The 25,617-nt window shown below is 69.0% G+C and carries 31 protein-coding genes and 1 pseudogene; 10 read left to right on the forward strand and 22 right to left on the reverse strand.

Annotated elements, in window-relative coordinates; translation table 11 throughout:
- The 9 genes and pseudogenes from Q4A20_RS09325 to Q4A20_RS09365 form a co-directional block, all read left to right on the forward strand.
- A pseudogene (locus Q4A20_RS09325) lies at positions 1-572 on the forward strand (hypothetical protein); the annotation flags it as partial.
- The gene (locus Q4A20_RS09330) at positions 572-865 is read left to right on the forward strand and encodes a hypothetical protein (protein ID WP_303122475.1); all 294 of its coding nucleotides are present in this window, start codon (positions 572-574) and stop codon (positions 863-865) included. The pseudogene Q4A20_RS09325 and the gene Q4A20_RS09330, both read left to right, overlap by 1 nt.
- A gap of 131 nt (positions 866-996) precedes the next feature.
- Entirely contained in the window at positions 997-1,389 is a 393-nt protein-coding gene (locus Q4A20_RS09335; RefSeq protein ID WP_303122476.1) for a hypothetical protein, read from the forward strand.
- 13 nt (positions 1,390-1,402) lie between these two features.
- Complete coding sequence (locus Q4A20_RS09340; RefSeq protein WP_303122477.1) at positions 1,403-2,854, forward strand: SCO6880 family protein; 1,452 nt, start codon at positions 1,403-1,405, stop codon at positions 2,852-2,854.
- A gap of 2 nt (positions 2,855-2,856) precedes the next feature.
- Complete coding sequence (locus Q4A20_RS09345; protein ID WP_303122478.1) at positions 2,857-4,359, forward strand: ATP-binding protein; 1,503 nt, start codon at positions 2,857-2,859, stop codon at positions 4,357-4,359.
- Positions 4,352-6,208, forward strand: coding sequence for a type IV secretory system conjugative DNA transfer family protein (locus Q4A20_RS09350; RefSeq protein WP_303122479.1), 1,857 nt, complete (start codon positions 4,352-4,354; stop codon positions 6,206-6,208). The genes Q4A20_RS09345 and Q4A20_RS09350 overlap by 8 nt, the downstream gene beginning before the upstream one ends.
- On the forward strand, positions 6,198-6,527 hold the full coding sequence (locus tag Q4A20_RS09355) for a glutaredoxin family protein (RefSeq protein ID WP_303122480.1): 330 nt from the start codon (positions 6,198-6,200) through the stop codon (positions 6,525-6,527). Before Q4A20_RS09350 ends, Q4A20_RS09355 begins: the two co-directional genes overlap by 11 nt.
- Positions 6,524-7,102, forward strand: a complete 579-nt coding sequence (locus Q4A20_RS09360; RefSeq protein ID WP_303122481.1) for a hypothetical protein — start codon at positions 6,524-6,526, stop codon at positions 7,100-7,102. Before Q4A20_RS09355 ends, Q4A20_RS09360 begins: the two co-directional genes overlap by 4 nt.
- Before the next feature lie 65 nt (positions 7,103-7,167).
- Positions 7,168-7,854, forward strand: a complete 687-nt coding sequence (locus Q4A20_RS09365; RefSeq protein WP_303122482.1) for a hypothetical protein — start codon at positions 7,168-7,170, stop codon at positions 7,852-7,854.
- Between the two features lie 2 nt (positions 7,855-7,856).
- Here the strand turns inward: Q4A20_RS09365 and mobF are convergent, their stop codons facing one another.
- Positions 7,857-11,456, reverse strand: a complete 3,600-nt coding sequence (gene mobF, locus Q4A20_RS09370; protein ID WP_303122511.1) for a MobF family relaxase — start codon at positions 11,454-11,456, stop codon at positions 7,857-7,859.
- Between the two features lie 5 nt (positions 11,457-11,461).
- On the reverse strand, positions 11,462-12,007 hold the full coding sequence (locus tag Q4A20_RS09375) for a hypothetical protein (protein ID WP_303122483.1): 546 nt from the start codon (positions 12,005-12,007) through the stop codon (positions 11,462-11,464).
- Positions 12,008-12,473: 466 nt separating this feature from the next.
- Between Q4A20_RS09375 and Q4A20_RS09380 the strand changes: the two genes are divergently transcribed.
- Positions 12,474-13,094: a hypothetical protein gene (locus Q4A20_RS09380; protein ID WP_303122484.1), complete on the forward strand. Its 621-nt coding sequence runs from the start codon at positions 12,474-12,476 to the stop codon at positions 13,092-13,094.
- A gap of 861 nt (positions 13,095-13,955) precedes the next feature.
- Here the strand turns inward: Q4A20_RS09380 and Q4A20_RS09385 are convergent.
- From Q4A20_RS09385 to Q4A20_RS09480, 20 genes are all read right to left on the reverse strand, one after another.
- Complete coding sequence (locus Q4A20_RS09385; protein WP_303122485.1) at positions 13,956-14,519, reverse strand: recombinase family protein; 564 nt, start codon at positions 14,517-14,519, stop codon at positions 13,956-13,958.
- Positions 14,520-15,073: 554 nt separating this feature from the next.
- Complete coding sequence (locus Q4A20_RS09390) at positions 15,074-15,397, reverse strand: CopG family transcriptional regulator (RefSeq protein WP_303122486.1); 324 nt, start codon at positions 15,395-15,397, stop codon at positions 15,074-15,076.
- 23 nt (positions 15,398-15,420) lie between these two features.
- The gene (locus tag Q4A20_RS09395) at positions 15,421-15,690 is read right to left on the reverse strand and encodes a hypothetical protein (RefSeq protein ID WP_303122487.1); all 270 of its coding nucleotides are present in this window, start codon (positions 15,688-15,690) and stop codon (positions 15,421-15,423) included.
- Positions 15,691-15,919: 229 nt separating this feature from the next.
- Positions 15,920-16,759 carry a tyrosine-type recombinase/integrase gene (locus Q4A20_RS09400; protein ID WP_303122488.1) on the reverse strand — a complete coding sequence of 280 codons (840 nt, stop codon included), beginning with the start codon at positions 16,757-16,759 and terminating at the stop codon, positions 15,920-15,922.
- A gap of 167 nt (positions 16,760-16,926) precedes the next feature.
- Entirely contained in the window at positions 16,927-17,130 is a 204-nt protein-coding gene (locus Q4A20_RS09405) for a hypothetical protein (RefSeq protein ID WP_303122489.1), read from the reverse strand.
- A 167-nt stretch (positions 17,131-17,297) separates the two neighbouring features.
- On the reverse strand, positions 17,298-18,083 hold the full coding sequence (locus Q4A20_RS09410; RefSeq protein ID WP_303122490.1) for a ParA family protein: 786 nt from the start codon (positions 18,081-18,083) through the stop codon (positions 17,298-17,300).
- A 129-nt stretch (positions 18,084-18,212) separates the two neighbouring features.
- Positions 18,213-18,752: a hypothetical protein gene (locus tag Q4A20_RS09415; protein WP_303122491.1), complete on the reverse strand. Its 540-nt coding sequence runs from the start codon at positions 18,750-18,752 to the stop codon at positions 18,213-18,215.
- Positions 18,753-18,763: 11 nt separating this feature from the next.
- The gene (locus tag Q4A20_RS09420) at positions 18,764-19,144 is read right to left on the reverse strand and encodes a hypothetical protein (protein WP_303122492.1); all 381 of its coding nucleotides are present in this window, start codon (positions 19,142-19,144) and stop codon (positions 18,764-18,766) included.
- Positions 19,141-19,896: a DUF2786 domain-containing protein gene (locus Q4A20_RS09425; protein WP_303122493.1), complete on the reverse strand. Its 756-nt coding sequence runs from the start codon at positions 19,894-19,896 to the stop codon at positions 19,141-19,143. Before Q4A20_RS09425 ends, Q4A20_RS09420 begins: the two co-directional genes overlap by 4 nt.
- Positions 19,893-20,096 carry a hypothetical protein gene (locus tag Q4A20_RS09430; protein WP_303122494.1) on the reverse strand — a complete coding sequence of 68 codons (204 nt, stop codon included), beginning with the start codon at positions 20,094-20,096 and terminating at the stop codon, positions 19,893-19,895. The genes Q4A20_RS09425 and Q4A20_RS09430 overlap by 4 nt, the downstream gene beginning before the upstream one ends.
- On the reverse strand, positions 20,093-20,554 hold the full coding sequence (locus Q4A20_RS09435; protein WP_303122495.1) for a hypothetical protein: 462 nt from the start codon (positions 20,552-20,554) through the stop codon (positions 20,093-20,095). The genes Q4A20_RS09430 and Q4A20_RS09435 overlap by 4 nt, the downstream gene beginning before the upstream one ends.
- A gap of 9 nt (positions 20,555-20,563) precedes the next feature.
- Complete coding sequence (locus Q4A20_RS09440) at positions 20,564-20,845, reverse strand: hypothetical protein (RefSeq protein ID WP_303122496.1); 282 nt, start codon at positions 20,843-20,845, stop codon at positions 20,564-20,566.
- Entirely contained in the window at positions 20,842-21,048 is a 207-nt protein-coding gene (locus tag Q4A20_RS09445; protein ID WP_303122497.1) for a hypothetical protein, read from the reverse strand. Before Q4A20_RS09445 ends, Q4A20_RS09440 begins: the two co-directional genes overlap by 4 nt.
- 13 nt (positions 21,049-21,061) lie before the next feature.
- Positions 21,062-21,475, reverse strand: coding sequence for a DUF6248 family natural product biosynthesis protein (locus Q4A20_RS09450; RefSeq protein ID WP_303122498.1), 414 nt, complete (start codon positions 21,473-21,475; stop codon positions 21,062-21,064).
- A 123-nt stretch (positions 21,476-21,598) separates the two neighbouring features.
- On the reverse strand, positions 21,599-21,784 hold the full coding sequence (locus tag Q4A20_RS09455) for a hypothetical protein (protein WP_303122499.1): 186 nt from the start codon (positions 21,782-21,784) through the stop codon (positions 21,599-21,601).
- 8 nt (positions 21,785-21,792) lie between these two features.
- Entirely contained in the window at positions 21,793-22,167 is a 375-nt protein-coding gene (locus Q4A20_RS09460) for a hypothetical protein (RefSeq protein WP_303122500.1), read from the reverse strand.
- A gap of 203 nt (positions 22,168-22,370) precedes the next feature.
- A complete protein-coding gene (locus Q4A20_RS09465; protein WP_303122501.1) occupies positions 22,371-22,628 on the reverse strand; it encodes a GlsB/YeaQ/YmgE family stress response membrane protein in 258 nt (85 codons plus the stop codon).
- A gap of 261 nt (positions 22,629-22,889) precedes the next feature.
- Positions 22,890-23,438 (reverse strand): gluconokinase, encoded by a 549-nt coding sequence (locus Q4A20_RS09470; RefSeq protein WP_303122502.1) that lies wholly within the window; start codon positions 23,436-23,438, stop codon positions 22,890-22,892.
- A gap of 143 nt (positions 23,439-23,581) precedes the next feature.
- A complete protein-coding gene (locus Q4A20_RS09475; RefSeq protein ID WP_303122503.1) occupies positions 23,582-24,613 on the reverse strand; it encodes an AEC family transporter in 1,032 nt (343 codons plus the stop codon).
- Positions 24,614-24,632: 19 nt separating this feature from the next.
- The gene (locus Q4A20_RS09480) at positions 24,633-25,616 is read right to left on the reverse strand and encodes an endonuclease/exonuclease/phosphatase family protein (protein ID WP_303122504.1); all 984 of its coding nucleotides are present in this window, start codon (positions 25,614-25,616) and stop codon (positions 24,633-24,635) included.
- Position 25,617 lies beyond the last annotated feature (1 nt).

Raw genomic sequence — 25,617 nt, forward strand, 5'->3', positions numbered from 1 at the left:
CCGCCGCCCAGGCGCCCGGCGAGGCGCCGGGGCAGGCTGCCGCGCAGGCGCAGCCTGCAGGCCAGTCGGCTGCTGAGCCGGGCCGGGCGGCAGCTGATGCTCCGGTGTCGGCGTCGGCCGGGGAGCCTGTGGGCGGGCAGACGGGCGCGTGGGCGGCCGAGCCCGCCCCGGCCGAGGCGCCGGCGTCTTCGGTGGAGGGGCCGGTGCAGGCGCCGTCTGTGGTGGACGGTCAGACTGGCCAGACCATCAGCAGGCAGACGACCGGCCGTGGCCGTACGGCGCCCGCCGGTCGTCGGGGTGCTGGTGTGCCGGTGGGCGGCCGGACGGCGTCGCCGGTCGCTACCGGGGGCCCAGCAACCTCGCCGTCCTCGATGCCTTCGGGCGGCGGGGATGCCGCACCGCAGCCACGGCGTGGTGTGTCTGAGAAGGTGAACGACCTGGCCGATCGTCTGGACACTCGCCGCGGCGAGGGCGGCCGCCGGCGGCTGCCGAGCCCGGTTCCGCGGATGTACGGCGGTGGTTTCGGGCATGGTGCGCTTGAGGATGACATTCCTGGCTGGGAGGTGGCCTGATGCTGGTGGTGTGTGGGTTGCCGGCGCGCGTGCTGCTGCCGGACGTGGATCTGTGGCAGGAGATCACCGGCCTGCTTGGCCTGATTGGCGGGGTGCAGGCGGTGGTGCTGGTTGCAGCCACAGCGGGCGTGATCCTGGGTGCGGTCCTTTGGAGCATGGGCCACACCACCGGGCTGGGCGGTGTGGCTAAGGCGGGGAAGCTCGCTGTGGCCGGTTCGCTGCTGGTGCCGGTGGTGGCCATGGCGCTGCCGGGCTGGATCGGCTGGATCATCGGCACGCTGTCGGGCGGATGAGCCGGCGAACGTAGTCGGGGGTGCCCCCGCACATGTGCACGGTGTGTGCGCGTGTGCGGGGCACCGTCGCATATAGGGGGTGAGGCCGCCCCGCCCGGGACGGCATAGATCCCTACATAGGAGGAGCACCCATGAGCTTCACAACCATGGGCCTGGCGGCCGCAGGTCGGCTGGCGGCCGCTGTCGGCGCCGACTTGACGACGGACGGCGCCACGGACGGCGCTGCTGCGGGCACGAGCAGCGGCAGTGGTTACGTGCCGAACATCACGATCAACTGGGACTACTTTCCCTTCATGGGGTCGTTGGTTGAGGCTGTCGGCGGTTTCCAGGCGCTCGGCATCGTCCTGATGGTGATGTCGGTGATCGGTGCAGTGATCATTTGGGTCGTTGGCCACTGGTTTGACCTCGGCCACCGCGGAACGAACGCCAAGATCGGCATCGCTGCGGCGTTCGTCGGAGGAGCGGCGATTGGCGGGTCGGCCGAGCTGGTCGGCTTCTTCGCCGAGGCGGGCTCCAATTTCTGACGGGTGAATGGTGATGAGTGACGCAGCCGTTAGTGAGGTGTTTCCGCGCCGGTCGACGCGGGGTGTGTTCGTGGGCCTGAGCGTCAGCCAGTGCTTGTGCCTGCTGGCCGCGGGTGTGGCCGCGGTGGGCGGGATGATCGGGCTGGGTTTGCCGGCCGGGCCTGTGATCACTTCCCCGCTGTGGGTGGGTCTGGCGGCTGCGGCACTTGTCCCCGTCTCCGGCAGGCCGCTGGTGGGCTATGTGCCGGTTGCGGCGGCGTGGCTGGGGCGCGGGGTGGCGGGGCAGCGCCAGTATGTCCGGCCGGTGTGGCGTACTCGCCCTGCGGGCACGCTGGTGCTGCCCGGATCGCGCGCCCGGCTGCGTCAGGTGGTCGATGAGGCCACCGGCGCCGTCTTCGTCCATGACCCGTCCGAGCGGACGCTGGCGGCGACGATCGCGGTCACGCATGGGCAGTTCATGGTAGTTGACGACGACGAGCAGGCCAGCAGGGTTAATGGTTGGGCGGCGTTCCTCGGCACTGTAGGCCAGTCCGGCGGGATTGTGCGTATTCAGACGACGGTGAGGTCGGACCCGGATGCGAGCGTTGGCGCGCGGGAGCACTGGCGCCGCTGGCCCACTAAGGCCCCGGAGGGCAGCCCGGCCCGCGTGTCTTATGAGGCATTGCTCAATGACTTGTCGGCGGCCACGGAGGTGCACCGCTCCACAATCACCATCGTTTTGAGTCTCGAAGCGACCAAGAGGGCGATCCGTGACCACGGGGGCGGCATGACGGGTGCTGCCGCCGTCATGCGCTCCCGCATGCACGTGGTGGAGGAGGCGCTGCCGGCCGCCGGTCTGGAGCCGGCGGGCTGGCTCGGCCCGGACGAGCTGGCCCTGATCATCCGGGCCGCCTACGACCCGGCCAGATCCGTACAGCTGGAGCGTCACCCTGAGCTGGTCGGCGAGCTGGACGAGGCGGGTCCCATGGCGGTTGAGGCCCACTGGACGCACCTGAGGACTGACTCCGGATTCCACAAGGTGATGCGGGTGGGCTGGCCGCGCCGCCCCGTCGCACCGGGCTTCGTGCACAAGCTGCTGATGGTGCCGGGCGTAAGGATGACGTTAACGCACATCTACGAGCCGGTGCGCACCGACAAGGCGACGCGGCAGGCTGAGCATGACGTCACCGATGAGGCGTCGGCTGTCAGGGAGCGGGCGAAGGTCGGCCGCACCGAGACCGTGCTCCAAGCCCGCGACCGGCAGGCCGCCGACGAGCACCTGACCGACCTGGACTCGGGGTGGACGGACGCCGACCACGTCGCCCTGGTCGTGATCGCCGCCGCCTCGAAGGATGGCCTGGGACGCGCCTTCGAAGCTACCCGGGCGGCCGCGGGGCAGTCCGTGTTGCGGGTGGACACTCTGATCGGTCAGCAGGACGAGCTCTTCGACGCCGCCACCCTGCCCCTGGGCCTGAAAGTGAGCTGACCATGCCCCGAATCACGTCACTGGTTATTGGCGAGGAGAGTTCTAAGCAGCGCCGGCGCCGGGTGGCGGCTGAGCGTGCCCGTCGCCGGGACCTGGCCGCCCAGGAGCGGGCCGACGCGGCCGCCCAGCGTAAGGCGGAGCGGGCGCTGTGGGAGGGGGATTACCTGCCCCGGCTGGGTGAGCGGCGGGCTCGCAGCGGCCGGCAGCTGCGCGAGGCCACCGCGGAGACCGAGCGGGCCACCACCAAGGTCCTGCGCACCGCGTACCCGTTCGTCGCCGACGACGGGCTCGGCGCCCAGGGCCTGGTCATCGGCCGGGACATCATGAGCAACCGGGCGTTCAGCTTCGATCCTTTTGTGTTGTATCGGCGTGGTTTGATCACGAATCCGAACATCACGGTCGCGGGCGTGATCGGGACGGGGAAGAGTTCGCTGGTGAAGTGCTTGGCGCTGCGTGGTGTCGCCGCTGGCTACCGCGCCTTCGTTCCCGGTGACGTGAAGGGCGAGTGGTCCGGTGTTGTGGAGGCGGTGGGCGGCACCGTGATCCAGGTGGGCGGCGCCAGCAGGGAGCGGGTCAATCCGCTGGATGCGGGCCGTCGCCCCGACCGCGACGAGAACGGGCACATCGTGGACGATGAGGGCTGGCGGCGGATGGTCCGCAAGCAGCGCCTCCAACTGCTGGAGGCCCTGCTTGAGACACTGGCCGGCAGCCGACTGGATGAGCAGGACCAGACCGCCCTGGCGGCCGCGCTGGATCGCGCCGTGGGACGTGGCGGTGAGGTGCTGCTGCCGACGGTGGTGGAGGAGCTGCTGGCCCCCACCGACGGCTGCGACCTGCCCGCGGGCGTGCCCGATAGGGCGGAGATGATGCGCATGGGCCGGCGCGCTGGGCTGTACTTGCAGGGCATGATTCGAGGGGATGTGGCCGGCCTGTTCGACGGCCCGTCAACCCGCCGATTCGACCCCGGATCGCCCATGGTGTCGGTGTCCTTGGCCGGTTTCAGTGACGGCGACAAGGGCCTGCCCCTGGTGATGACCTGCGCGCAGGCCTGGGTTGAGGCCGCCGTGCGCGGAGGCGACCTGGGCAGGCGGTTCATGATCTACGACGAAGCTAGCCGGCTGATGGCGTCGCCGGGGCTGCTCGGCAGAATGGCGGATGAGTGGAAGCTGGCCCGCCGCTGGGGCATCAGCAACATCGTGGTGCTGCACCGGCTGTCGGACTCCGACGCGGCCGGCCCGGAGGGCTCACGGGAGCGTGCCCTGGCCGAGGGCCTGATCGCAGACACGTCGACCCGGGTCGTGTACCGGCAGGAGGCCGACCAGTTGCGCAGGACGACCGAGCGTCTGGGGCTGAATCACGTGGGTGCGGCCATGGTGCCGAGGTTTCAGCAGGGGACGGGGCTGTGGATGATCGGCCAGCGGTATTACGCGGTGGCTCATTACCGCACTCCGTGGGAGGCGGCGCTGACTGATACGGACGACGCAATGGGAGGCCGCGATGAGTGACCGCGACAGGTCTCAGTCTCAGGATGCGGGCGGTGCCCTGTTGGCCGGGGTGCTGGTCGGCGTCGTGGTGGCGGCGGGCGTCTCGCTGTGGCTGGCGGCCCGGCTGGCCTGCCTGGGCGGCGCGTGCATGCCCAGGCGGTCGCCGGTGGCTGCGGCGCTGTGGATGATGCTGGGCCGGCCGCCGGCGCGCGCCTGGGACGCTGAGGGCATGAGCGCTGGCGCATTTTGGGTGCTGGCAGTGCTGATCTTCGGCGCGGTGGTGGCTGGTGTGGTGGCGGTGTTGGTGCGGTTGCGGGGTCGGCTGGGTGGTGGCCGGCTGCGGCCGGCCGGCGGCCACGGCCTGGCCACGGCCCGCGACGTGCGCAGGTTCTACTCCGCGGCGGCGATCACCGCCATGATCTGGCTGCGCCCGGACCTGGAGCACCCGACCGCCCGGGACCTGGGCGTCATCGTCGGTACCACACCGTACGGTGATGTGTGGCTGGCGAATGAGGACTCGGTGGCGATCTCTTCGCCGTCGAGGTCGGGCAAGACGCATCAGTTGATCATCCCGATCCTGATGGGCTGGACCGGGCCGGTGGTGGCCACGTCGGTGCGCACGGAGCTGGCGGTGGAGACCATGGATGAGCGGGCGATGGTCGGGCCGGTGGCCGTGTTCGCCCCGGCCGTCAAGGTTGAGGACTTGACCGGTGTGTCGGGCCGGCTGCGCTGGTCACTGACGTCCGGCTGCCAGGACCCGACCACTGCGCTGCGCCGCGCAAACGCGCTGGTCGCCAACGCCGCCCGGGGCACCGAGCACAGCGATTTTTGGCAGGCGAATGCGCATAGCGCATTGGCGGCGCTGCTGCACGCGGCGGCGATCTCCGGCGCCGGCGTGGACACACTGGCCCGCTGGTGCGCCGACCATCAACAGTCCAAGTCCGCGGTGAATGTGCTCAAGGCGGCCGGCGGCGCGTCTGCGGCATGGGGTGAGCAGCTGGAGGCGCAGATGCTGGGCGACAAGCGGACGGTCGCCAATATTTGGGCGACGATCAGCTCGTGCGTGGCGCTGCCGCTCATGGACCCCACGGTCCGTGAAGCGCTCTCGCCGGCGCCCGGCCAGGAGCTCGACATCGCCGCCTTCTTGGCCGCCCGGGGCACGCTCTATGTGGTTGGGGACTCCAGGGCGGCTGCGGCGCCGATTGTGGCCGCGCTGATCGAGGAGGTCTACGCCGTCGCCCAGGAGCTTGCGAACCATTCCGCGGGCAACCGGCTGTGCCCGCCGCTGGCGATGGTCTTGGATGAGTTGAACAACATTGCGGCGCTGCCGAGCTTGCCGTCGATGATGAGCGCCGGCGGAGGATCGGGCATCTTCACCGTGGTGGTCGAGCAGTCCCGGGCGCAGTCCGAGGCGCGTTGGGGTGCCCAGACCGCGGCCGCCATCTGGGACAGCGCGACGGTGAAGATCGTGATGGGCGGGATCACCAGGGAGTCGACGCTGTCGGAGATCTCCGCCGCCCTGGGTGAGCGGACGGTGTCGCGGCGCACCACGCAGACCGGCCGCGGCCCGGTGTCGACCTCGCTGTCGGAGCAGCGCGAGCCCGTGCTGTCGCGCGGCGAGCTGCACGCATTGGAGCGCGGCAAGATGCTACTGATCAAGGCCGGCGCTCCCGCGCTGATCATGGACCGCGTCGACACCGCGACGCTGACGCCCGCCGGGGCACCTGATAGACGCCGTATGGGGCGGGTTGAGGGGTGGCTGACCACCCGGGCGACCCGGCGGGTAGAGCAGCGGCGCCAGCCCGCACAGGCGACAGCCGCGCCCCCGCCGCCTCCCCCACAGCAGTTGGAGTGGGACCGTGTCAGATGATCAGGAAGGGGACCCGGTAATGGTGACTGTGTACGGCACTGCCAACTGTATGCAGTGCACCGCTACGCAGCGGCGGTTGCAGCAGCGAGGGATTGAGGCGCAGGTGCTGGACGTGCGCCAGGATGCGGCGGCGGAGCGGGAGGCGAGGCGGCTGGCGGAGCAGATCGGTGCCCGAGCGCTGCCGGTTGTGGCCGCCGACGGCCGCGTGTGGGCGGGCTACCGCCCCGATGAGATTGATGCGGTCGCCCGTGAGAGGCAGGAGCGGGAGATGGACATGAGCCGCAGCATGGAGCGGGAGAGGGAGGCGGTTGGAGTATGACTCCCGACGAGTCTGGGCCCGACGGTGAGGATTGGGAGTGGCAGGTCGACGAGCTGATCGCGGCTGCTGATGCCGGGGCCCAGGATGCTGTGTCCGGTACGGCGCGGGAGGAGGTGCCGCCGGTCACGGGTTTGGTTGACTGGTGGTCGTTGACGGCGGCGCAGCGGGCGAGCGAGCTCGCAGCGCTGCGCCTCTTCGTGGGCCGCCTGGTCGCGTGCTATCGGTGGGATTCGAGCACGGTGCCGGCGTGCTGGGAGCAGCATGAGGCGGCTGTGCGCATGTTGGACGCGCTGCGCCAGTCCTACTTTTCGGCGCTGTCCCCGGGCATGGGAGGGTCTGTGATGGTCGCCTGGCACCGCGACCTCGCATTCGTCCGGCAGGAGTTGCGCGAGTACTTCTCCGGCTTGGCGTGCCGGACGCGCCATGACCCGGATTCGTACGAGGCGGCGCTACAGTCGTGGGCGAAGGACATCGACGAGCACGGCAGGGCTTCAGACACGTGGATCAAGGGGCAGGAGAGGGCCTACGCGGCCTACCAGCGGCAGGCGCGGGACTTGGGCCCGGGTCGGTCCTGACGGCCGCGCATGACTGGTCGGCGGCGCGTCTGCTGTGGCACTGTGGACACACGCAGGACCTGGATTTGACGGGCGTTCCGGGTCGGCTGCGTCGCCGGCGCGCTCAGTGGGAGGCGGTGCAGGGCTGCCCGCACTGCTGGGAGCACCTGACGGTCGGCACTGCCCTGCCGGATTCCACCGGGCTGCGGCCCATACGCGTGGAGGGCGCCCCGCGCGTCACGCCGGGCCTGCCGGTGGCGCAGACGTGGCTGGAGCTGTTGGACCTGCACGGCGCCGCGGAGATCGAGTATGTGGGCCGCGAGCCGGCCCACATCCAGTGGGTGGATGATGCCCCCGGCACGGTCGTGAGCGTGGTGCCGGGGGCGTCGGCGATCGCCTCGGGGTGGTGCGACCAGCCGGTGCGCTGCTGGGGCGCCTGTCGGAGTGAGGCGGGCGGGCGCGTGGTCGGCGCTCCGGGCGCCCAGCTGGTGTTGGCGGGTGGCGCGGCCGCGACCGGCGACCGTGCACGACTGATCGCGCGTGCGGGGCGGGGCGTGGCCGGGCCGGGCTCCACTGTGGTGATGGAGCCGGCCGAGCCGGTGCAGGTGTGGGTGCTTCCCGGGGCGCAGCTGACCGTGGGTGGGGTGCCGCGGCTGGTGGCTACGACGACGTTGGCCACGGCCGAGGAGGTGCGTGAGGACGAGCGCGTGCCGGAGGATCTGGGTCGGCTGCTGCGCCTGGCCGAGGCCCTGCCGGTGCGACGCCGGGCCTGAGGTCACATCTCGGGCCGCTGGTCCGGTGTCGGTGCGGGGGCGGTTTCGGGCCGGGCGGCCTCGTCTGCGATGCGGCGGGCCTCTGCGAGCCTCCAGGCGGCGATCTGCCGACGGTTGGTCTGGAACTTGGTCTCTTGCTCGCCGCTGATGGGGCGCACACCGAGGGGGTCCATGTGCGGGGAGTCGTCGAGTGTGCCGTCGGTGATGCCGTACAGGTCGCGGTATGCGGCCACGGCTGTGGCCGCCTGCAGCCAGGCGGCGCGGCGCCGCGGATCGGTGGGTGGGGTGCCCAGGGACCGCGTCCAGGGCTGGCGCTCGCGCAGCGCGGTGGCGAGCACGTGGGCGGCGCGGGCGTTGATGCGGTCAGCGCGCTCGTCCAGTGCGCGCTGGGCGTCCGGCGTGCGGGCCCACCCTGGTTGGATCAGCCCTGCGATGTAGGTTCCGCCGCCGGTCTCCTCGCTCATGGGCGTGTTGGCGATGATCCTGTCGGCGAGGTCCTGGACGGGACGGTCGGGGTCCAAGGGCGCTTCGGCGAGGATGGCGGGCACGAGGTCACGCAGGTCGAACTGGCCGCCGTCGCGGGCCTGCATGAGCTCCAGCAGGGCCTCATAGTGCGGGTCCTTGCGCAGCTGCTCGTGCTGCGCTTGCGGGATCAGGCGGGGTAGCCGCTGGTCCCAGCGGCGATCTTCGCGGACGTGCCCGCCGTCGCCGCTGGTGATGGTGTCGTATTCGTTGGCGAGCTGGCGCACCGTGTTGGTGCGCTCGTTGAGGTCGGCGGCGGATTCGCGGGCGGTGCGGTCGGCGCCGTCGCGGCGCAGGATCTCGGCCATGACGGCCAGTGCGTCGGTCGGGGTGCTGCTGCCTACATCATGGATGTCGGCGGTGTCGGGCTGGGGGTCGTCGACGACCACGTGTGCCAGGTTGGCGCCGCGCGCCCGGCTCATTGCCACGTACAGTCCCTGTCGGGTGAGTGTGGAGTCGACGATGGCGTGTGCCCGGTCGACGGTGCGCCCCTGCGAGCGGTGGACGGTGGTGGCGTAGCCGAGCTCGACGTCGGCGGCAACGTATGCGGCCGGCAGGCTGATCGCGGCGGCGGTGGGGTCGTCGGCCGGGGTGACCAGGAGGGAGCCGTCGGTGCGGGCGGCGACGACGTCCCAGGCGGCCCCGTTGTGCACCTTGTGGTTGCCGACGCCCAGGTGGTGGGCGTTGCGGCGGGTGACGATGCGATCGCCGGCCGAGGCGTGGGTCTTGTCGTGCAGGACCACCTCGCGGCCGCCGACCTTGCCGGCCGCCTTCAGGTCCGCCCGGGCGCGCTCGTTGAGTTCGCTGACCGTGTTGTTGTCGGCGGCGATCATGATGGAGTCGACTCCGGCGTCGACGTCGTCCCGCCATGCCCGGTAGACGCCCTCGATGACCTCCTCGCGCTCGCCGGAGGTGACGCAGTCGTGCTCGTTGTAGGCGCGCAGCACGGAGGCGTCTCCTGCGCGCAGCAGCAGCGACGCCTGCGCCTGCCAGGCGTCGGCGAAGCGGTGCACCGTGGTCAATGTGGCGGGGTCGTGGTGGTGGCGGGTGATCATGCCGAAGGCACCGCCTGCCTGGACGGCGCCGAGCTGGTCGGGGTCACCTACCAGCAGCACCCTTGCGCCGGCGGAGCTGGCCCGGGAGACGATTTCGGCCAGGGGCAGGGTGGCGGCCATTGATGCCTCGTCGACGATGACGAGCTGACCGGCCCGCAGGGGGGCGGTGCCGTGCTGCTGCGCCACCAGCCATTGGGCGGTGTTGGCGGTCTCGATGCCGAGGGACTGCCCGAGCACGTCGGCGGCCGCCGCTGAGGGGGCCAGGCCCACCACCTGCCCGTAGTGGGCCTGCCAGGTGTCGGCCAGCGCCGCCATGGCGGTGGTCTTGCCGGAGCCGGCCGGGCCGATGAGTACGTCGACGGGGTGCGTGGAGGATAGGACCTTGGCGACGGCGGCGGCCTGGTCGGGCAGCAGCTGCTTGCCGTCCTGGCTGCGCCAGGCGGCCACCGCCTGCCGCGCGTCCGCGATGGCCGGTGCGCCAGCGGCCTGGGAGGCGCGCAGGAGGTAGTCCTCGGCGTCCAGGAGGTCCTGAGTCACCCACAGGGCGGAGTGCTCGCGCTCGAACCGGCTGGTGCCGTCCGGCCTGCGCCACCTCGCCGGCGTGTGGGCGCGGTCGACCCTGTCGATGCGCACGCACTTGGCGGTGGCGGCCTCGCACAACCTGGCCCGTAGGGCGTCGCGGTCGGCCGCCGTGGCGCACCTGATGGACCGCAGGGTGCGCTCGGCTTCGGCCCGGATGTTCCAGTCCGACCACGAGGGCCGGCTGCTCTGCAGGACGGCGACGACGTGGTCGGCCATCTCCTCGATGCGCTGGTCGGTGACGTCGCCGCTGCGGGCGGCCGGCGGGAGCATGCCGGGCCAGCCGGCCGGCGTGCCCGGCACCTGGCGGGGGCGGCCGACGACGCCGCGCAGCGGGTCCGGGCCTGCGACCTCGACGGCCCGGCGGCGCCAGTCCTCGGTGAGCTGGGACAGGGGCCTGTGTTCCTTCGCCATGCGTGTGTCCGCCCAGGCTTTGCGGTCGGCGTCCCAGTGGCCGGAGGCGTCCCCGTCCTCCTGGTCGCGGGCGGCGTCGATGGCGGCATGACGCTGGCTGAATTCTTCGATCAGCTCGTTGCTGATTCCGTCGATTTGGTACTGGGCGCGGCCGGTGCGCGAAAGAGTACGGGCGGAGAATGATACGCCCAGGCGGGCGCTGAGGGAGTCCATGAGGTAGTTGTCGTAGGCCTCTGATAGGGCGACGATGGAGGGGAATAGTGCGCCGTTTGAGTCGAGCGTGCGCCACTTTCCATCCTCGGCCGCCTGCACACGATTGGCGATCACCAGGTGGGTGTGCAAATGGGGGTCTCCGGCGCGGGAGTCCCAGTGGTCGAATGCGGCGGCGACCATACCTTTTGTGAGTTCTTGGGATACGCCGCCGGCACCGATTCTGGTGCGGATGGTGTCGGCCTCCATTACCTGCACGGTCTTGGCGATCGCCTCGTGGTGGGCGGCCTCCACCTGTTCGCGGATTCCCTGGTCGCCCAGCGCCCATAGGACGGATACGCTTTTCGGCGGGGCGAAGGTGTGGTCGAATGCGTGCACGGCACGGGCGGCGGCGGCTTTAGAGGTTGACCGGTCGATCTGCCTCTCACGGGCTTCACGCTCTTGCTCGGTGAGATTCTTCGGCAGCTCGCGCCGTAGAATGTCGGCTCGCTCCTGCGCCGTGAGGTGTTTGGGGAATGCGCGCCCCAGCGGTTTTTCGGTTAGCGGGTCGCGACCTTTCTCCACGAGGGCGCGCAGCTGCTCAGCGGAGACAATATCTCCGGGCTTCAGCTTGGCCGGCATCGGATTGTTTTCGGTCGGGTCGTCTCCGAGTCCAGCAATGCCGGTTCCGACCCATCTGCCTGGGGGCGTGCCGCCGTCGGTGTAATAGCGACTGGACCCGTAGGCAGCGGCCGGCTGGGCGCCGGGACCGTCGGCGACGGAATCGACCAGGTAGTCGACGATTGATTGTCCGGGTCGTCCGCGGTCGTAGAGCTGCCTCATGGTTATCACGCGCGGACACCGCCCTTAATGGCAATTCGGTGCGTTTCGCACGGCCATTGGTGGCCACATTCGGCACACATGTCTTCGAGATTCGGCGAGTGCAGTTGCGCTATTGCCTGGCAGGCGCGTGCGGCGGGCGTGATGGTGGCGGCCTGGGTGCGGGCGACCCTGCGGGCATTGACCCGGCATTGCTCGGTGCAGTATTTCTGCGTCGACCGGGCTGGCGTGAATGCTTTTCCGCACGCGAGGCAGCGCACAAGCGCATCGGTTTTGCGTGCGTTTCTGGCGCCGGTTGGTTTGACAGTTTTGCCGGCCGCCTCTTGGCGGCGGGCGTAGCGGCGTCGCCGCTCGGAGCGCCGCCGGCACGTGGCCGTGCAGTACTCCTGCGTCGTGCGCTCGGGCACGAACTCGGTATGGCAGCCGGCGCACTCGCGCGCCTGGCCGCGGCGGCGGGCGCGGGCCCGGCCGGCGCAGCCAGGCGAGCAGTACAGGGCGTCTGAGCGGTGGGCGAGGAAGGTCTGCCCACACTCGGCGCAGGTGACGTAGGTCACTTTGGAGGCTCCTTCGGTGCGGTCCGGTGTCACCCCCCTATATGCGACGGTGCCCCGCACATGTGCGCGCGGGTGACCCCTACCAAAGTTCGTGCTTTGTATGGCAGTGCCAGATGTGCCTTGCTTATCTCAGGAGGAGGTGGGGTTATGGGTGTGAGGCGGTGGTGAGGCGGGGCTGGAAGGTGCGTGCAGGTGGGTAGGGCGGGCTCAGCTCGGACTTGCTGGTAGGCGGGTTTTTGCTGGGTGGTGAGGGTCCGGGCTGAGGCCGTCCGGGAGGGGCTGGGAGGTGAGGTGGTGGTTAGTGCGCGGCGGTCGGCCGCCCTGGGCGAGCACGACGGGCGGCGACCCCCGTGCGAGTGGCGACCGGTGGGCGGCCGACCGCCGCGCACCGCCGCGGGCAGTTTTTTGACCGCCTGGTCTGTGGATAACTTCGCGCGCGTGCGGGGCGATGTCACATATAGGGGGTATGAGCACACAGCATGAGAACACTTCACCAGACATCCCCGGCCGGCCGCTGGCCGGCATTAATCCCCGGGCGGTGATCGCCGTCGTCGTCCGTATTGTAGTCGCGGCCATAAGGGCCGTAGCAGTATTGGCCTTAATCGAGCAATTCATCTTGCGTGCACCGTTGGGTGCGATTGACAATGCGTTCTTTGTTGCGGTCGGGGTGACGTTTGCGGCGGTCTGGGCTGTCACCGAGGTACCGCGCGTGCTGACCCGGCGGCATGTCCCGGCCGGGCAGTCCATGGCGATCGTGTACGACCTGACCTATTTCGGCGTGTGGGCGGCCGCGGTGTTTAGCGGAATGACGATCCCAGGCGTCGGCACCGTGCTACTCGGATACCTGGCACTGGCGCTAATGGGCTACCGGCTGGTAGCAGGCCTTCTATTATCGGCGTTCAAGGCCTGGCACTTGCTTCCCAGCACAATTGCTGTCGCAAGCCTATTGATTGCGCACGCACCTAGTGGGCCGGTCCCCGCGATTGACATGTACGCGGTAGTCATCTGCGTTATGTTCGGCATGGCGGTTGCCATCATCCCGACACTGGGAGCGGTTCTCCGTCGTCAACTGCGGCTGACGCAATGAGCAACGGCATTAGAGGAAAGAAGGAATGATGAAGCGCAGCGTGAGTACGCTGGAGTTTGACATTAATGACATGGGTGCGGTCCCGGAAGTCGACGGCGCTGTCCCTCTCACGCCGATCTACATTGTCAATGGCACTTCGGTCACTGATCCATGGTCAGGACATGCGTTGGAGAGAGCTGACGGGAGTACGGCGGGGCTCCTTAGATTGGTCACAAGAGCGGGTAGGCCAATCGACGTGAAGGCGAATGGGGATTGGGTGAGGGTATGGCCGGACGGCACTATCTTTCCGGTGCGTGAGCCGGCCGCCCTGGCGCGCCGGAAGGCGCTGAGGAAGCAGCGTTGGCGTGAGGTCCGTAGGCAGCGCGCTAAAGCACGGCGGGCTGCGTTCGGTCGAAGCGTGCGCGATAAGGTGCTACGCCGCCGGAACGATGATGACGACGCCGTCGAGCGCGAGTAGTCGCCAGCGCAGAAATCATGGCCGGCCACTCGGGAACTATGTCCCGGGTGGCCGGCTTGCTTATTGCGGATGGTGACGATATTGATGGAAGGGGCGTGCGGCGTGAGGTTTGGGAGGCTGTGCACAGGTCGCGCAAACGAAAGTGACGCCGCCTTTTCAATCGATGGTGACGTGCGGCCTGTGTGCAGGCGGTCCCAGCCCTACCAGGGCATCGATGTCGTGCTGGCTGAGGGGCTGTGGGGCAGGCCGCGCCGCCGCGTCGTGGGCGGAGCCCGCGGCGGCGCTGGGCTGTCCATCGGCCCCGGTCGGGTCCCGCTGTCCATCCTGTGGGCGCCGCCGGCCCGAAGGTAGCCGGCGGCGCCCACAGGTGGGCAGGGGGCTCCCCCGCGCCGCCCGGCTACGGCTCAGCTGGAGCGCTGGCTTGGCTTAACGTGCCGGTAGACGCTTGCGCGGCTTATGCCTATGGCGCGGGCGATTTCGGTGGGGGTGGCGCCGGCCGCCTGCATGGCGCGTGCTGCCTGGTCGCGTTCGGGGGTCCATACGGTGGGGCGGCCGATGCGGGCGCCGCGGGCTCGGGCGGCTGCGAGGCCGGCGGCGGTGCGCTCCGCGGTTAACTCGCGCTCGAACTCGGCCAGGGCGGCGAAGATCGTGAGCGTGAGGCGGCCGGTGGCCGTGCTGGTGTCGATGGCCTCGTGCAGGGAGCGGAGGGTGACGCCGTCGGTGGCGAGCTGGTCGACGGTGGCCACGAGATGCGCCAGGGAGCGGCCTAGCCGGTCGAGTCGCCAGATGATGAGCGTGTCCCCGCTCGTGAGGCTGGCTAGTGCGGCGTCGAGGCCGGGCCGGGCGGTGATCGCGCCTGATGCCACGTCTGTGTGGATCTGCTGGGCGCCGGCGGCGGTGAGGGCGTCGACCTGGAGGTCGAGCGACTGGCCGGGTGTACTGACGCGGGCGTAGCCGATGGTGGTCATGGCCCTATAGTGCGTCCGCGCTGGCCTTGGCGCGGGCGGGCGCGACCGTTTTGGTCACGGGTTTTGGACGGGTGTTTGTCGGCGTGTCGCGGCTGGCGGGTGGGGTGTTCTTTTTCGGCCGATTTTGAGACGCCCTGCGGGCTCCGCGGCTGCCGGCGATCGTGTCGGTGCCCCGTCGTACGGTCCTGGCATGAGCAATGCCGGCAATATGGTCGTAGTTGAGCGTCGTGTGGATCGGGTGCGCCGGCCTGAGGGATGGCTCGACGTGCCGCCAGTGAGATGCTGCCCGGGGTGCGGGTGCTCCTGGTGGCCTGTCGGCGTGCTTCCGATGCCGATGCCGTGCACATGTGCGGCTGGCGGCCCTCATCGGTCCTGGCGCTGCGGCTCCTGCCCCGTGGTACTCGCCGAGGGCTGCACCGACACGTCCTGCTGGGACCGGATGTATACCCCAGTGGATGCGGTTCGGATGACCACTAGCTAATGGTTGCAGCGGCGCCGGCGGTCCGCCCTCGTAGAGTGGGCAGGCCGTCGGCGCTGGATGGGGTGAGGATTATTCAGGCGCTGGCGAGGTACTGCTCGACAGCATCGCGGATGACTGCGCTCCTGGTGGTGCCGCGCGCCCGCACAAACTCACTGAGGGCTGCGTCGGTAGCGGGGCTGAAGCGCACGTGCCGTGCTGGCGAGCGGCCGGCACCGGTAGCATGCTCCTCCCCCAGGTTGGGGCGCCCCCGGAAGATAGCGTCGAGCTCGTCGTCGCTGACACGTGCTCCTGGATTGGTGCGGTGCGTGGTACGTACCGGCTTTACTCGGCCGGCGACGATGTCCTCGTCGTAGGCGTCGTAGTAGGCGTCGTCGTCGCGCTGGTTGATATCGGTCATGATCGACTCTCCTTTCTTGTGGTTCAGCGGTCGTCCCGCGGGACGATGTAGCGGTACAGGTCGGTCACTTCCATGGCGTGGAAGATTCGGCGGTTTCCGCGGCCGTCGACGGCGACGCCGACCTCGATGTAGCGCATGGCGTGCGGGTGGGGCAGGCCGACGAACATGAAGCTCTTCTCCCCCGGCCGCCGCGGCGGAAGGTCTGCGTATCCCGCGTGGTGCAGCACCGCGTGCACAGCGTCTTCGCGGGGTATCCCGTGCTTGTCGGCGGAGGGAGCGAACTCGAACGGCATGGCATTATGGTAACACCATAATGGTGGTGGGGCAACCCGTTTGCTGCGTCCCGTTCGCACAGCTTTCCTCACGCCGGCAACGAAAAGTCGCGCTTAGATCGATCCTGCCCGTATTCCCGGCCACCCGAACTGGACCCCAGCGTGCGGCAACACGGTGCAGACACGGTGAGTGGCTTACCTGTACCGGGCTCGGTGGCGACCAAAGTCCCCGATCGTATGGGAGGCGGTGTCAGCGTAGGGTGCCGATTGCGGCCTGCTGTTGCTCGGGGCTCACGCCGAGGTAGCGGGCTGTGGTGGCGAGCGACGAGTGCCGCATGAGCACCTGCACGATTCTGCTGTCGGCGCCGGCGGCTAGGAGTTCGGTCGCGAAGAAGTGGCGGAGCCGGTGTGCGCTCGCATGTATGCCAGCACGGTGCAGGGCGGCGGCGATCACCTGGCCGACGCTCTTGCCGGTGACTGGCCGGCCTGGCCGGGTCGGGGACGGGAACCAGTACCCTTCCCTTGGCCTGCAGCCTGCTTCGGTGGCGATGCGTGGGTGCAGGGGCAGGGTGTCGACCCGGCCGCCTTTGCCGGTGACGGTGAGTGTGCCCGCGTCGGCGTCGATGTCCTCGCCGCGGATCTTCGCGATCTCGTGCACACGCAATCCCTGGTAGGCAGCGAGCAGTATCTTCGTTCTCGTGTCTGGGCGTAGGTGCATGGCGAGTAGGCGGTCGAGCTGGGCGCGGCTGATCGGCCGCGGCCGGCCGACGGGCATGCGGGGCCGCTCGACGGCCTCGGTCGGGTCATCCGTGCGCCGGCCGGTACGTACCAGCCACCTGCACCACGCTCGCAGGGCGCTGTAGTAGGTGTAGCGCGTGCCCGGGGTCGACGCCCGGGCGAGGAATCGCTCGATGTCGGCCGGGGCGAGCGCATCCGGGCCGGTGGCGGCGGTCTGGGAGGCCTGGCGGATGACGCGGGCGCGCTCGGTGACGGTCCGGGCCGTGAGGCCCTTCGCGCGCATGGCGAGCACCCACGCGTCTACAGGGTCGGTGGCGGACGGATGGTCGGGAATGATGGCGTGTGTGTCCATGGCCGGATTCCCGCGCTCTGCTGGGCTCGGCGGCAATACCGGCACAGTTACCGGAGCTAGTCGGACTAGTGGGGATAGTCTAGCTAGTTGTACTAGCCGGACTATCCATACTAGCGGGGCTCGAGGTGGCACAGCATGGGGCCGGGCACCATGCTGTCGGCTGGCGGTTACTGGCGGCTCGAGCGGCCGATCTGGCCCTTGGGTGTCGGCCGGTAGGGGATTCCGGCGTTGAGGCGCCGCTCGGAGTCGATCACAGCCGCCTCGATGACGGCCGCGATCCACTCGCCGAAGTGCCTATAGGGCTGGTCGACGTCTGCGACACTCTCGGCGCGCCACGCGGTACGTGCCCGGCCGAGCACGTCGGCATCCATCCAGAGCGACAGCTGCTCTTTCCCAGCACGCCCCCTAGGCGCGCTTGTGCGGCTAGTCCGGCTAGCGCCACTAGTCGCCTCGCTTCCGCTGGCGGTGAGGGCGGCGGGGTCCGGCCCGCCTGCCTTCGGGATGGCGACGGTCTTCCTGCGGGGTTTGGGATTCGGTTTCACTTCTCGGTCTCCTGGATGAGTTCCCGTGCGACGGCGTCGAGGGCGAGCACGTAGTCGCGGCCCTCGTCGCGGGGGACGGGCACGCGGTTGGTGGCCGCGGTGGCCACGATCTCCCGCTCGGGGAGTGGATGGTCGATCACGGCATCGCCGTAGGTGTCTTTCAGTACATCTCTCCATGCTGCACGGTCAAGACGGTCGGACCGCCACTTGTTGACCAAGATGCCCGCGATCTGCAGGTTCTGGTTGTAGTACTGCCGCACGGTCTGGATCGTGCGCATGAGCTCGTCGACGCCGTCGACCGAGCTCGTGCGGGCTTCGCTCACGATAAGCACCTGATCGGCGGCGGTCAGCGCCCCTAGTGTGAGGGCGCCGAGCGAGGGCGGGCAGTCGATGATAATGACGTCGTAGTCGCTGGCGGCGCCGTCGAGTGCAGTGCACAGTAGGTACTCGCGGCCGGCGCTGGTGTCTGCCTCACGGGCGGCCAGGGCACGCTCGGCGGGCACGACGTCGACGCTGGGCCAGGCGGGGCCGGCTGCTGTGATTGCGGCGGTGATGGCGCCTGGGCCGGCCTGGCCGGTACCCACAGCAGCGAGGACGTCGTTGAGGGTCCGGGTATCTGCGGACATGTCGACGTCGAGAATGCTGGTGGCGTTCGCCTGGGGGTCGGCGTCGACCATCAACACACGCTCGTCCATGGTGGCGAGTCTGGCGGCGAGGTTGACGGTTGTCGATGTCTTCCCGACGCCGCCCTTCTGGTTGGCGATGGCGATTATTTGGGTCATACGGTGTTGTCCTTGTCGGTTGTGTTGAGTAGGTGCTGCTGGGCTTCCCAGCGGATGCGGGCGTCGAGGGCGGCGCGGATCACGTAGTCGCCGTCCTCGTTGACCGTGAGAGGCGGTCGCGTGCCTGGCTCATGGGACGTCCCTGCCGTCGGTGTCGCGGGACGTCCGGCGGGACTCCCCCCGGAACAAATCGCGGCCAGATATCAGTCCCTGTGTCGCGGGTGCGTCGAGGGTGCGGGCCAGCCACACGGTTGCCATGGCGGCGACCTGCAACAGCGCGTCCGCGAGATCGTCGACGTGATCTGCGGGGTTGTCCGCGACCACGCCCACCAGCACGATCAGCCAGTCGGCCCAGTCGTCGTCAGTGTTGCCCGGGTGGTACCGGGAGTGCGCGTGGCGCCGGCTGTACTCGGCGCGCACCATCTCCCACACATTTGCGTGAGGGACGTCGAGGATCTCGCTGATCCACCAGACCGCCCAGGCGGCGGTCCTGACCAGTCCGGACTGTCGTGTCGGCGCCCATGAGATGGCGGCGGCCTGCCCGGCAGCGCTGGCGAGGATGCCGACGCTGTAGGAGCGGTGGTTACCGGGCGGAGCGAGGACGTCTCGTGGCCGGTTACGGCGGATGTGGTCGATGGCCGGGACGAGCTTGGCGGATGGGTCGGTCATTGCTTGTCTCCTTAGAAGATTGTGTAGTTGATGATGCTTTGGATGTGGTCCGCTGCTTCGGCGGGCCGGGTTGTTGCGAGGACGTCGTCGATCTGTTCGAGGGCGTCGGTGAGGCGGTCGATCTCTGTGAGAAGCGCCTGGATGTCCTCGGGGGCGTGGGTGATTAGAGCCATGTCGGCGGCTTGGGAGCTGGTTGTGTGCTCGACGACGACCTCGTCGCCTTCGTAGTCGACGCTGAGGTCTGCGAGGCTGGTGCCGACGATGGCGATGGGCCAGCTGCCGGCTCGGACGGTGTAGCCGTCGAGGTCGGGTGCCCAGGGGCCGCGTGTGGCCGCGTCGAGGCGGGCGCGGATCGCGGACAGGTCGGGGGCGGCGGTGGTTGTTGTGGTCATGGTTCAGAGGCTCCTTGGAGGGTGTTGTGCTGGGTGGGGGTGCCGAGGCCGGATGCCCAGCCGTCGGCTCGGCCGGCGGCCTGGGCTCGCTCGTCGAGATCGAGTTCGGCACCGTCTCTGAGGTCGAGGGTGTCCATGTAGTCGCTGACGCGCTGGGCGCGGTCGCGGACGGCGAGGGCGGTGCCGGTGTTACCGGCCACGGTCTGCTCGTCGAGGGTTTGCTGGCGGGTGGTGCGGATGCGGTCGGCGACTCCGGCGGCGTAGGCGATTAGGTAGCCGTCGCGGGTCCTGCGTCGGGTCTTGTCCTTCATGGGCTTGTACCGGCGACCGTTGGCTTTGCGCCAGTTGGTCCAGCCGGCGGCCGCCGACACCATGTACGCGCTGGCGAGGGGCTTAAGCCATTCGAGGTCTGCCCTTGCTGCGACGACCTGGAGGACGATTCCAGGGTCGCCAATGGTATGTCGGAAGTCGCCGTAGTGAGTGCTGCCGCCGCCGGCCAGCACGATTCGGTGTATGCCGTGGGTGAGTGCCAGGGATGGTGTTGTGACACCTCCGGAGATACGGATCTCGGCTGTGGTGATCTGCTCCCCACAGCGGTCGTCCTCGTCAATGTCATCGGCCAGGCTGGTGATGGAATGCCGGGCCATGAGCGTGGTCGCTCGCTGCATGGCGAGCTCGCGCTCGGCCGGGCTGGCGGCCCGGTCTTCAGCGATAGCCAGTAGCCGGCGGATCTTGGTTTCGATGCTGGTCATGAGGCCTTGTCCTGGTCGGTGACGGCGAGCGGGGGCAGGGCTTGTGAGCAGATGTGGCACCACCAGCCTCGCCAGGTGATGCGCTCGGTGTCGGCGCCGTAGTCGATGCTCCGCACTTCGGCCCAGATCGGGCTGTGCTTGCCCCGGAGGGCACAGGCCTTGCCACCGAGGAACTGGTGAAGGCGTCGTCTGGCAGTCATGAGCTGGCCTCCTGCCTGATAATCGTGGGAGTAGCGGTCGGGGTTGCGATACTGTCGGCGGTCGCCTGGAAGAGCGGCAGGATGATCAGCACCATGGCCATCAGCATCAAGACGGCCAATGTGACGAAGAGCGCGATCGTGCCGAACTGGCGCCAAGCGATGGCTTGCTTGAGCCAGTCGCCTTTTGGTCTGAATGTGAGACCAGCGACCATGACGCCAAGGCAGCAGACGACACACACGATGAGGATGGTGATAGTGAGGAGTTTGATCGGTGGGATCTGGCCGCGGTCCCGGATGAGTCCGGCGATGGATTGCCAAAGGACCGCTACCACTACGACGGTTAGGACCAGTCCGATGAGCGCGCCACATACGCGGATTACACGCTCGGAGAAGGAGTAGACGCCGATGACGCCTAGCACGAAAATGAGGAGGAGAGCTGGGGCGACGATGAGTGCCACTGGTGATCCTTAATGGTTGCGGGTGTGCTTGGGAAGCGTGTACCTGTTGCCACTGCGCCAGATGCCGGGCGCAGCGGCGGCGACGGTGTCGTCGTCGAGGAGCTGACGCTGCGCCTGCTCGACCAGGCGGGCGAGGTTGGCGAGCGTGCACGCCACGTCGTTGCTGTCGTTGGCGGCGGCTGCGAGTTTCAAGGCAGCCGCCTCGGCGGCGATCACATCGGCGATGGTGAGCTCCTGGTGAACTCGGTGGACGCTGCGGGGGTTAGGGTGCTTGCGGCGGGGCATGGTCAAGCGGCCTCCTTCGGGGTCTGAGCGGTGACCGTCTGCACGGTCCCGGTTGCGATGAGCTGCTGGATCTCCTCGATGGCGGTGAGGGTGTCCTGCATGGTGGTGTCGCCTGCGGCGACGCGGTTGCGCACGTGGGCGGCCATTTCGTCGAGGGCCTCCATGACGATGAGCTGTTGCTGAAAGTTGAGTGTGGTGGCCGTGGTCATTGCGGGTTCTCCTTCAATTTGTTGCAGGGTCGTTGAGGAAGTCGTAGATGGTGGTTTGCCGGCCCTTGTGAGGGTCGGCCGACGGCTGGTTGAGGGCGCCGTGGTGGCCGGCGAGGTAGCAGTTGCAGCGGCCGTCGTGGCGGACGCCGGTCTCCCAGACCTGCCAGCTTTCGGTGCCGCCGAGGTTGGGGACGCCTTTGTCGGGCCAGGTGAGCCAGCCTGCGGGTACGTCGGCTCGGTCGGCCGCCCACTGTGCGTTGTTCGGCTTTTCGTAGGGGCAGTCGGTGTGGTGGCCGGCGGAGCAGTGTCCGCATGGCCCGTATTCGCATGGGCACGTGGTGAGCACGGCGGGAACGCTTCGGTAGGTCTTGCGCATGGCTTTGGTCCATGCGCGCTCTCGGACCCATGCGGCTTCGGCGTTGGTCATGCGCCCGCTAGCGCTAGCTGCGCTAGTTGTACTAGTCGGGATAGTTGCGCTAGTTCGGCTGGGTGTACTAGTCCGACTCGCCGTGTGGGTGCTGGTGATCCGGTGGGTGGTCATGTTGGCGCCTCAGTCCAGGGGTAGGCGGCCCACGGCGGGGTCGCGGTAGGCGGGGATCATGGGCGGGGTCGGGTCGGGGATGGCGAGCTGGCCCAACTTGCGCACCTCGTGTGGCAGCGACTGCCGGGACGCGGCCGCCCTCGTCGCGATCCGGTGGGTGGCGAGCACGCCGATGTGCTCAAGCCACGCGATCACGTGGTCAACTACGGGCCTTTTAATCCGAAGGTCGTGGGTTCGAGCCCCACGGGGGGCACCTCACGGCGGGCCGCATGCCGCCACTGCAGGCCTGTGGCGGCTGTCGGCGGCTCCCGTCCCGGCCCCACGCCGTGCGGCGCGCACCACGTTCCCCGCACATCTGGCACCCGCGGACTTGTACGGCGTGACCGACCCGGGCCCAGCAGCAGGCCGAGTGACAATACGCCCACGAGTACGGCGAGCGAGAGCAAAAGCAGCGTCGTCGGCAAGACGGCGCCGACTTCGGCGAACAGTTCACCGGCGCCCTCCAGAAGCGTCAATGATAATACGGCCAGCAGCACTCCAGCCATATTGGCGAATACTGCACTGACGTGTTTCTTCATAATCCGTCCTCCGGCCGCGTCCCGACCTCGTCCTCCGGACTCCGCCGACGCCGCATTGCCGTCACGCCGAACGCGCGAGGCGGGCGAATCGCCCCGCCGGCTCATTCGCGCACGCGGGCCTCCCGGAACCGCCTTCAAGACGCGGGGCAACGAGTCACGGGTTTGGTGAGGCGCCGAGCGGTCCCCTCACCAAACCCGTACGCTCAGCGCCGACGCGCGAGGGCGAGGTATGCGTAGATGGCGATCATGGCGGCGATCACCGACAGGACCCAACGGATCCAATCGATACCGGGAGTGTCGGCCACTCCGAGCATCTCCGACAGCCAGCCCCCGACGAATGCGCCCAAAGCTCCCAGGACGATCGTCCACAGGATGGACAGATTCTGGTCGCCCCTCATGATCAGTCTGGCCAGGGCACCGATGACCCCACCGAAGACAATCATTCCAATGAGCTCACCCATGATGCATTCCTTCCATTTATGCCGAACAATGCACTCGGCACGGGATCACCGCGCGGAGCACCGGCGTGCCATACGCCTGAAAACAACATACATCAGGAATTCTGTGTCGCGAGACCAGTATCACTCGGATGTTGTAAAGCAACCGATCACACGTATTATTCTCGCCCTACTCCCACGACATTCCAGCCCTTCCCTCAGGCAATCCGCATACAACACCCGAACCCTTAACGGGCGCTGTGAGCCACCACCGCCGTCGGATATTCACGGCTTTCCCGGAAATGAGTCCCATCGGGTCGGCTCAGCGGCCCTGAGGGAGGCTAGGATCGCTTCCAGAGTCCCTGCGGGAGTTGCGCGTGAGTTCACGGTGACGCCGTCCTCATCGGCGGCGAGAGTCTCCAGGACGCCGAATTGCGACGGCAGGAGGCTCACGGGCATGAAGTGCCCCTCGCGCCGTTCCATGCGTCCGCGCAGCTCATGCTGATCGGCGTCCAGGTGGATGAAGAAGACACGCCCATCCGCCTGGGACAGCAGGTCCCGGTAAACACGCTTCAAGGCGGAGCAGGTGACTATGGTTCGGTTTCCCGCCGCGGCCTGGGCACTCATCCAGTCGCGCAGCGCCTCCAGCCACGGGAGACGGTCCGCATCGGTCAGCGGCTCACCGCGGGACATCTTGGCGATGTTGGCCCGCGGGTGGAAGTCGTCCGCCTCGGCGGTCGGCCACCCCAGGGCGCGGTGGAGGTTCGTAGCGGCGGTGGTCTTTCCGCTGCCGGCGACCCCCATGAGAACGAGATGTTGGACGGGCCGGTTCATGGCAGGCGCTTCTGACTCCGGTGTCGGCCTTTAACAATCGCTACGGGCATACTACTTCGATCGGGTTCTCGGTCGGCCTTGAACCGCAGTGGGCGTCGGGCCGAGCCCGTAGCACTCAACGATCGCCGGCAGCCGGAGCCGACTCAGCGCAGTAGTGCGGCGGCAAGCAGCACCACGGGAACGAATCCCGCCGTCGTGAGCAGGACGGCGTCACGGGCCAAGGGCATGGCCACCCCATAGCGGGAGGCGTACATGAACACGTTCTGCGCCGTCGGCAGGCAGGCAGTGGTAACCGGCATGAGTAGCGCGCCGCCCCGCAGCCCGGCCACCAGCCCCAGTACCACCGCCAGCCCGGGCAAGACCACCAGCTTCCAGGTCACCGCCCAGCGTAGGCCCCGAGTACTGCCGGCGTCGTGCACGGGTTCGGGCGGCACATCGATGACGCGAGGCGCCGCGTCGCCGGGCCTCTCGGCTCCGGCTGCATCATGCCGCCTGCACGCACCGGTGCTCGGCGGCCTGGTCCTGGAGGCGGCCAGGCTCATGCCGAGTGCCAGCATCATCAACGGGACCGCGATTCGCCCCAGCGCGTCGAGCGTCTGGGCCAGATGGCCCCGCAGCGCCCCGCCGAGGTCGAAATCGGCGAGGTTGACTATCACGCCGGCCAGCACCGCCAACACCAGCGGATTGCGCAGGGGCAGGGTGTAGGTCGCGAAGCGGGAAGGATTGCCACGCCGGGTGACCGCGTCCAGCACGGTGAAGGCGATCGGCGTGAGCACCAGCAGCTGCAGCAGGAGGATCGGGGCGACCGCGGTCGCGTCCCCGAGCACGAGCACAAGCACGGGAATGCCGAGGTTGGCGGCATTCACATAGCCGGAGGCGAGTGCCCCGATCATCGACTCGGCGGTCGGGCGACGCAGCACGAGACGCTGCAGGCACCAGGCCGTGCCGATTCCGACCAGCTCGACGGCGACCGCTACCGCGGTGCCCGGCGAGGTCATCGCCGCGAGGTCCGCATCCGCAAGCGTGGTTATCAGCAGCGCGGGCGTGGCGGCGAAGAAGCACACTCGGGTCAGTACGGCATCGGAGCCCACGGGCACGGCCCGGGCTCGCACCAGCGCCCAGCCCACGGCGATGACGACGGCGAAGACCGCCAGGCCCCCGACGACCTCAGCCACATTGTCCTCCCTTTGCCCGTCAGTCCGTGAGGGCGAGGTCCACCCAGGTGCCGGCGTGGTCGGAGGCGATGAAGGTGCGCGTCCCGCAGTCCACCGCTCGCAGTAGGGGCCTTGGCCGCGCGGAACCCTCCCCGGCCGTCTCGGCTGCGGGCAGCGGCGCCCCGGCGGCGTCAACCGGCCAGGGATCGGTCAGGAAGTGATCAATGCGCCGCACCGGACGGGCGGCGGGGAAGGTGGGGCCGTCCCCGAGCAGCCTGCCGACTCCCAGGGTGGCCACCTTTTCGGTGGGCAGGTTGAAGTCGCCGGTGAGCAGATGCGCGCCGGGCAGGGCCGCGAGTGCCGCCCAGGCGGCGGCGAGTTGCCGTGCGGCCACGTCACCACGGGTGGCCAGATGGGTGACGCCCAGTTGAAGGACGTCAACTCCGGGAAGCACGTCCTTCCCCGGACGAAGCTGAGCGGCGAGCAGGTTGCGTGCGGTGGCGGTGAAAACGCGGTAGGAGCGTGGGTCTACGCGATTGTGTCCGCGACGCACCAGGCTTGCCGGTCCGCGGCCCAGCCGCATGATCCGCCAGGTGCTGATCGGGTGGCGGGACAGCAGAGCGTTGCCGAATCCGGCCGGTCCTCGTCCCAGGAGGGCGCGGCCGGGACCGAGCACGTCATCGGCTGGCCGGGCCAGGGCCGAGCGCAGGGGGCGACGGCGCAGGCCGGCCGCGGGGCCCGCCCAGGCGGCGGCGAAGCGGTGGTGATGCCAGCCGAGCAGCTGGGCCAAAACCCCCGCCTGGTCAAGGCGCCCGGAACGGCACTGGCCGAGATCGACCTCCTGCAGGGCCACGACATCGGGCTCCAGTTCGGCGATCTGCCCGGCAAGCTCTGCCAGCACGGTGCGGGCGAGGGCGGGGCTGCGGATGTCGGCGCCCGCAAGCGACCCGGAGGCTGCCGTGCCGTCCCCCGCACCGGCGCCGGGCAGGCCGTGCTGGAGGTTCAGGGTCAGCACGCGCAACATG

Source organism: Actinomyces sp. (assembly GCF_030530635.1).
Taxonomy (GTDB): domain Bacteria; phylum Actinomycetota; class Actinomycetes; order Actinomycetales; family Actinomycetaceae; genus Actinomyces.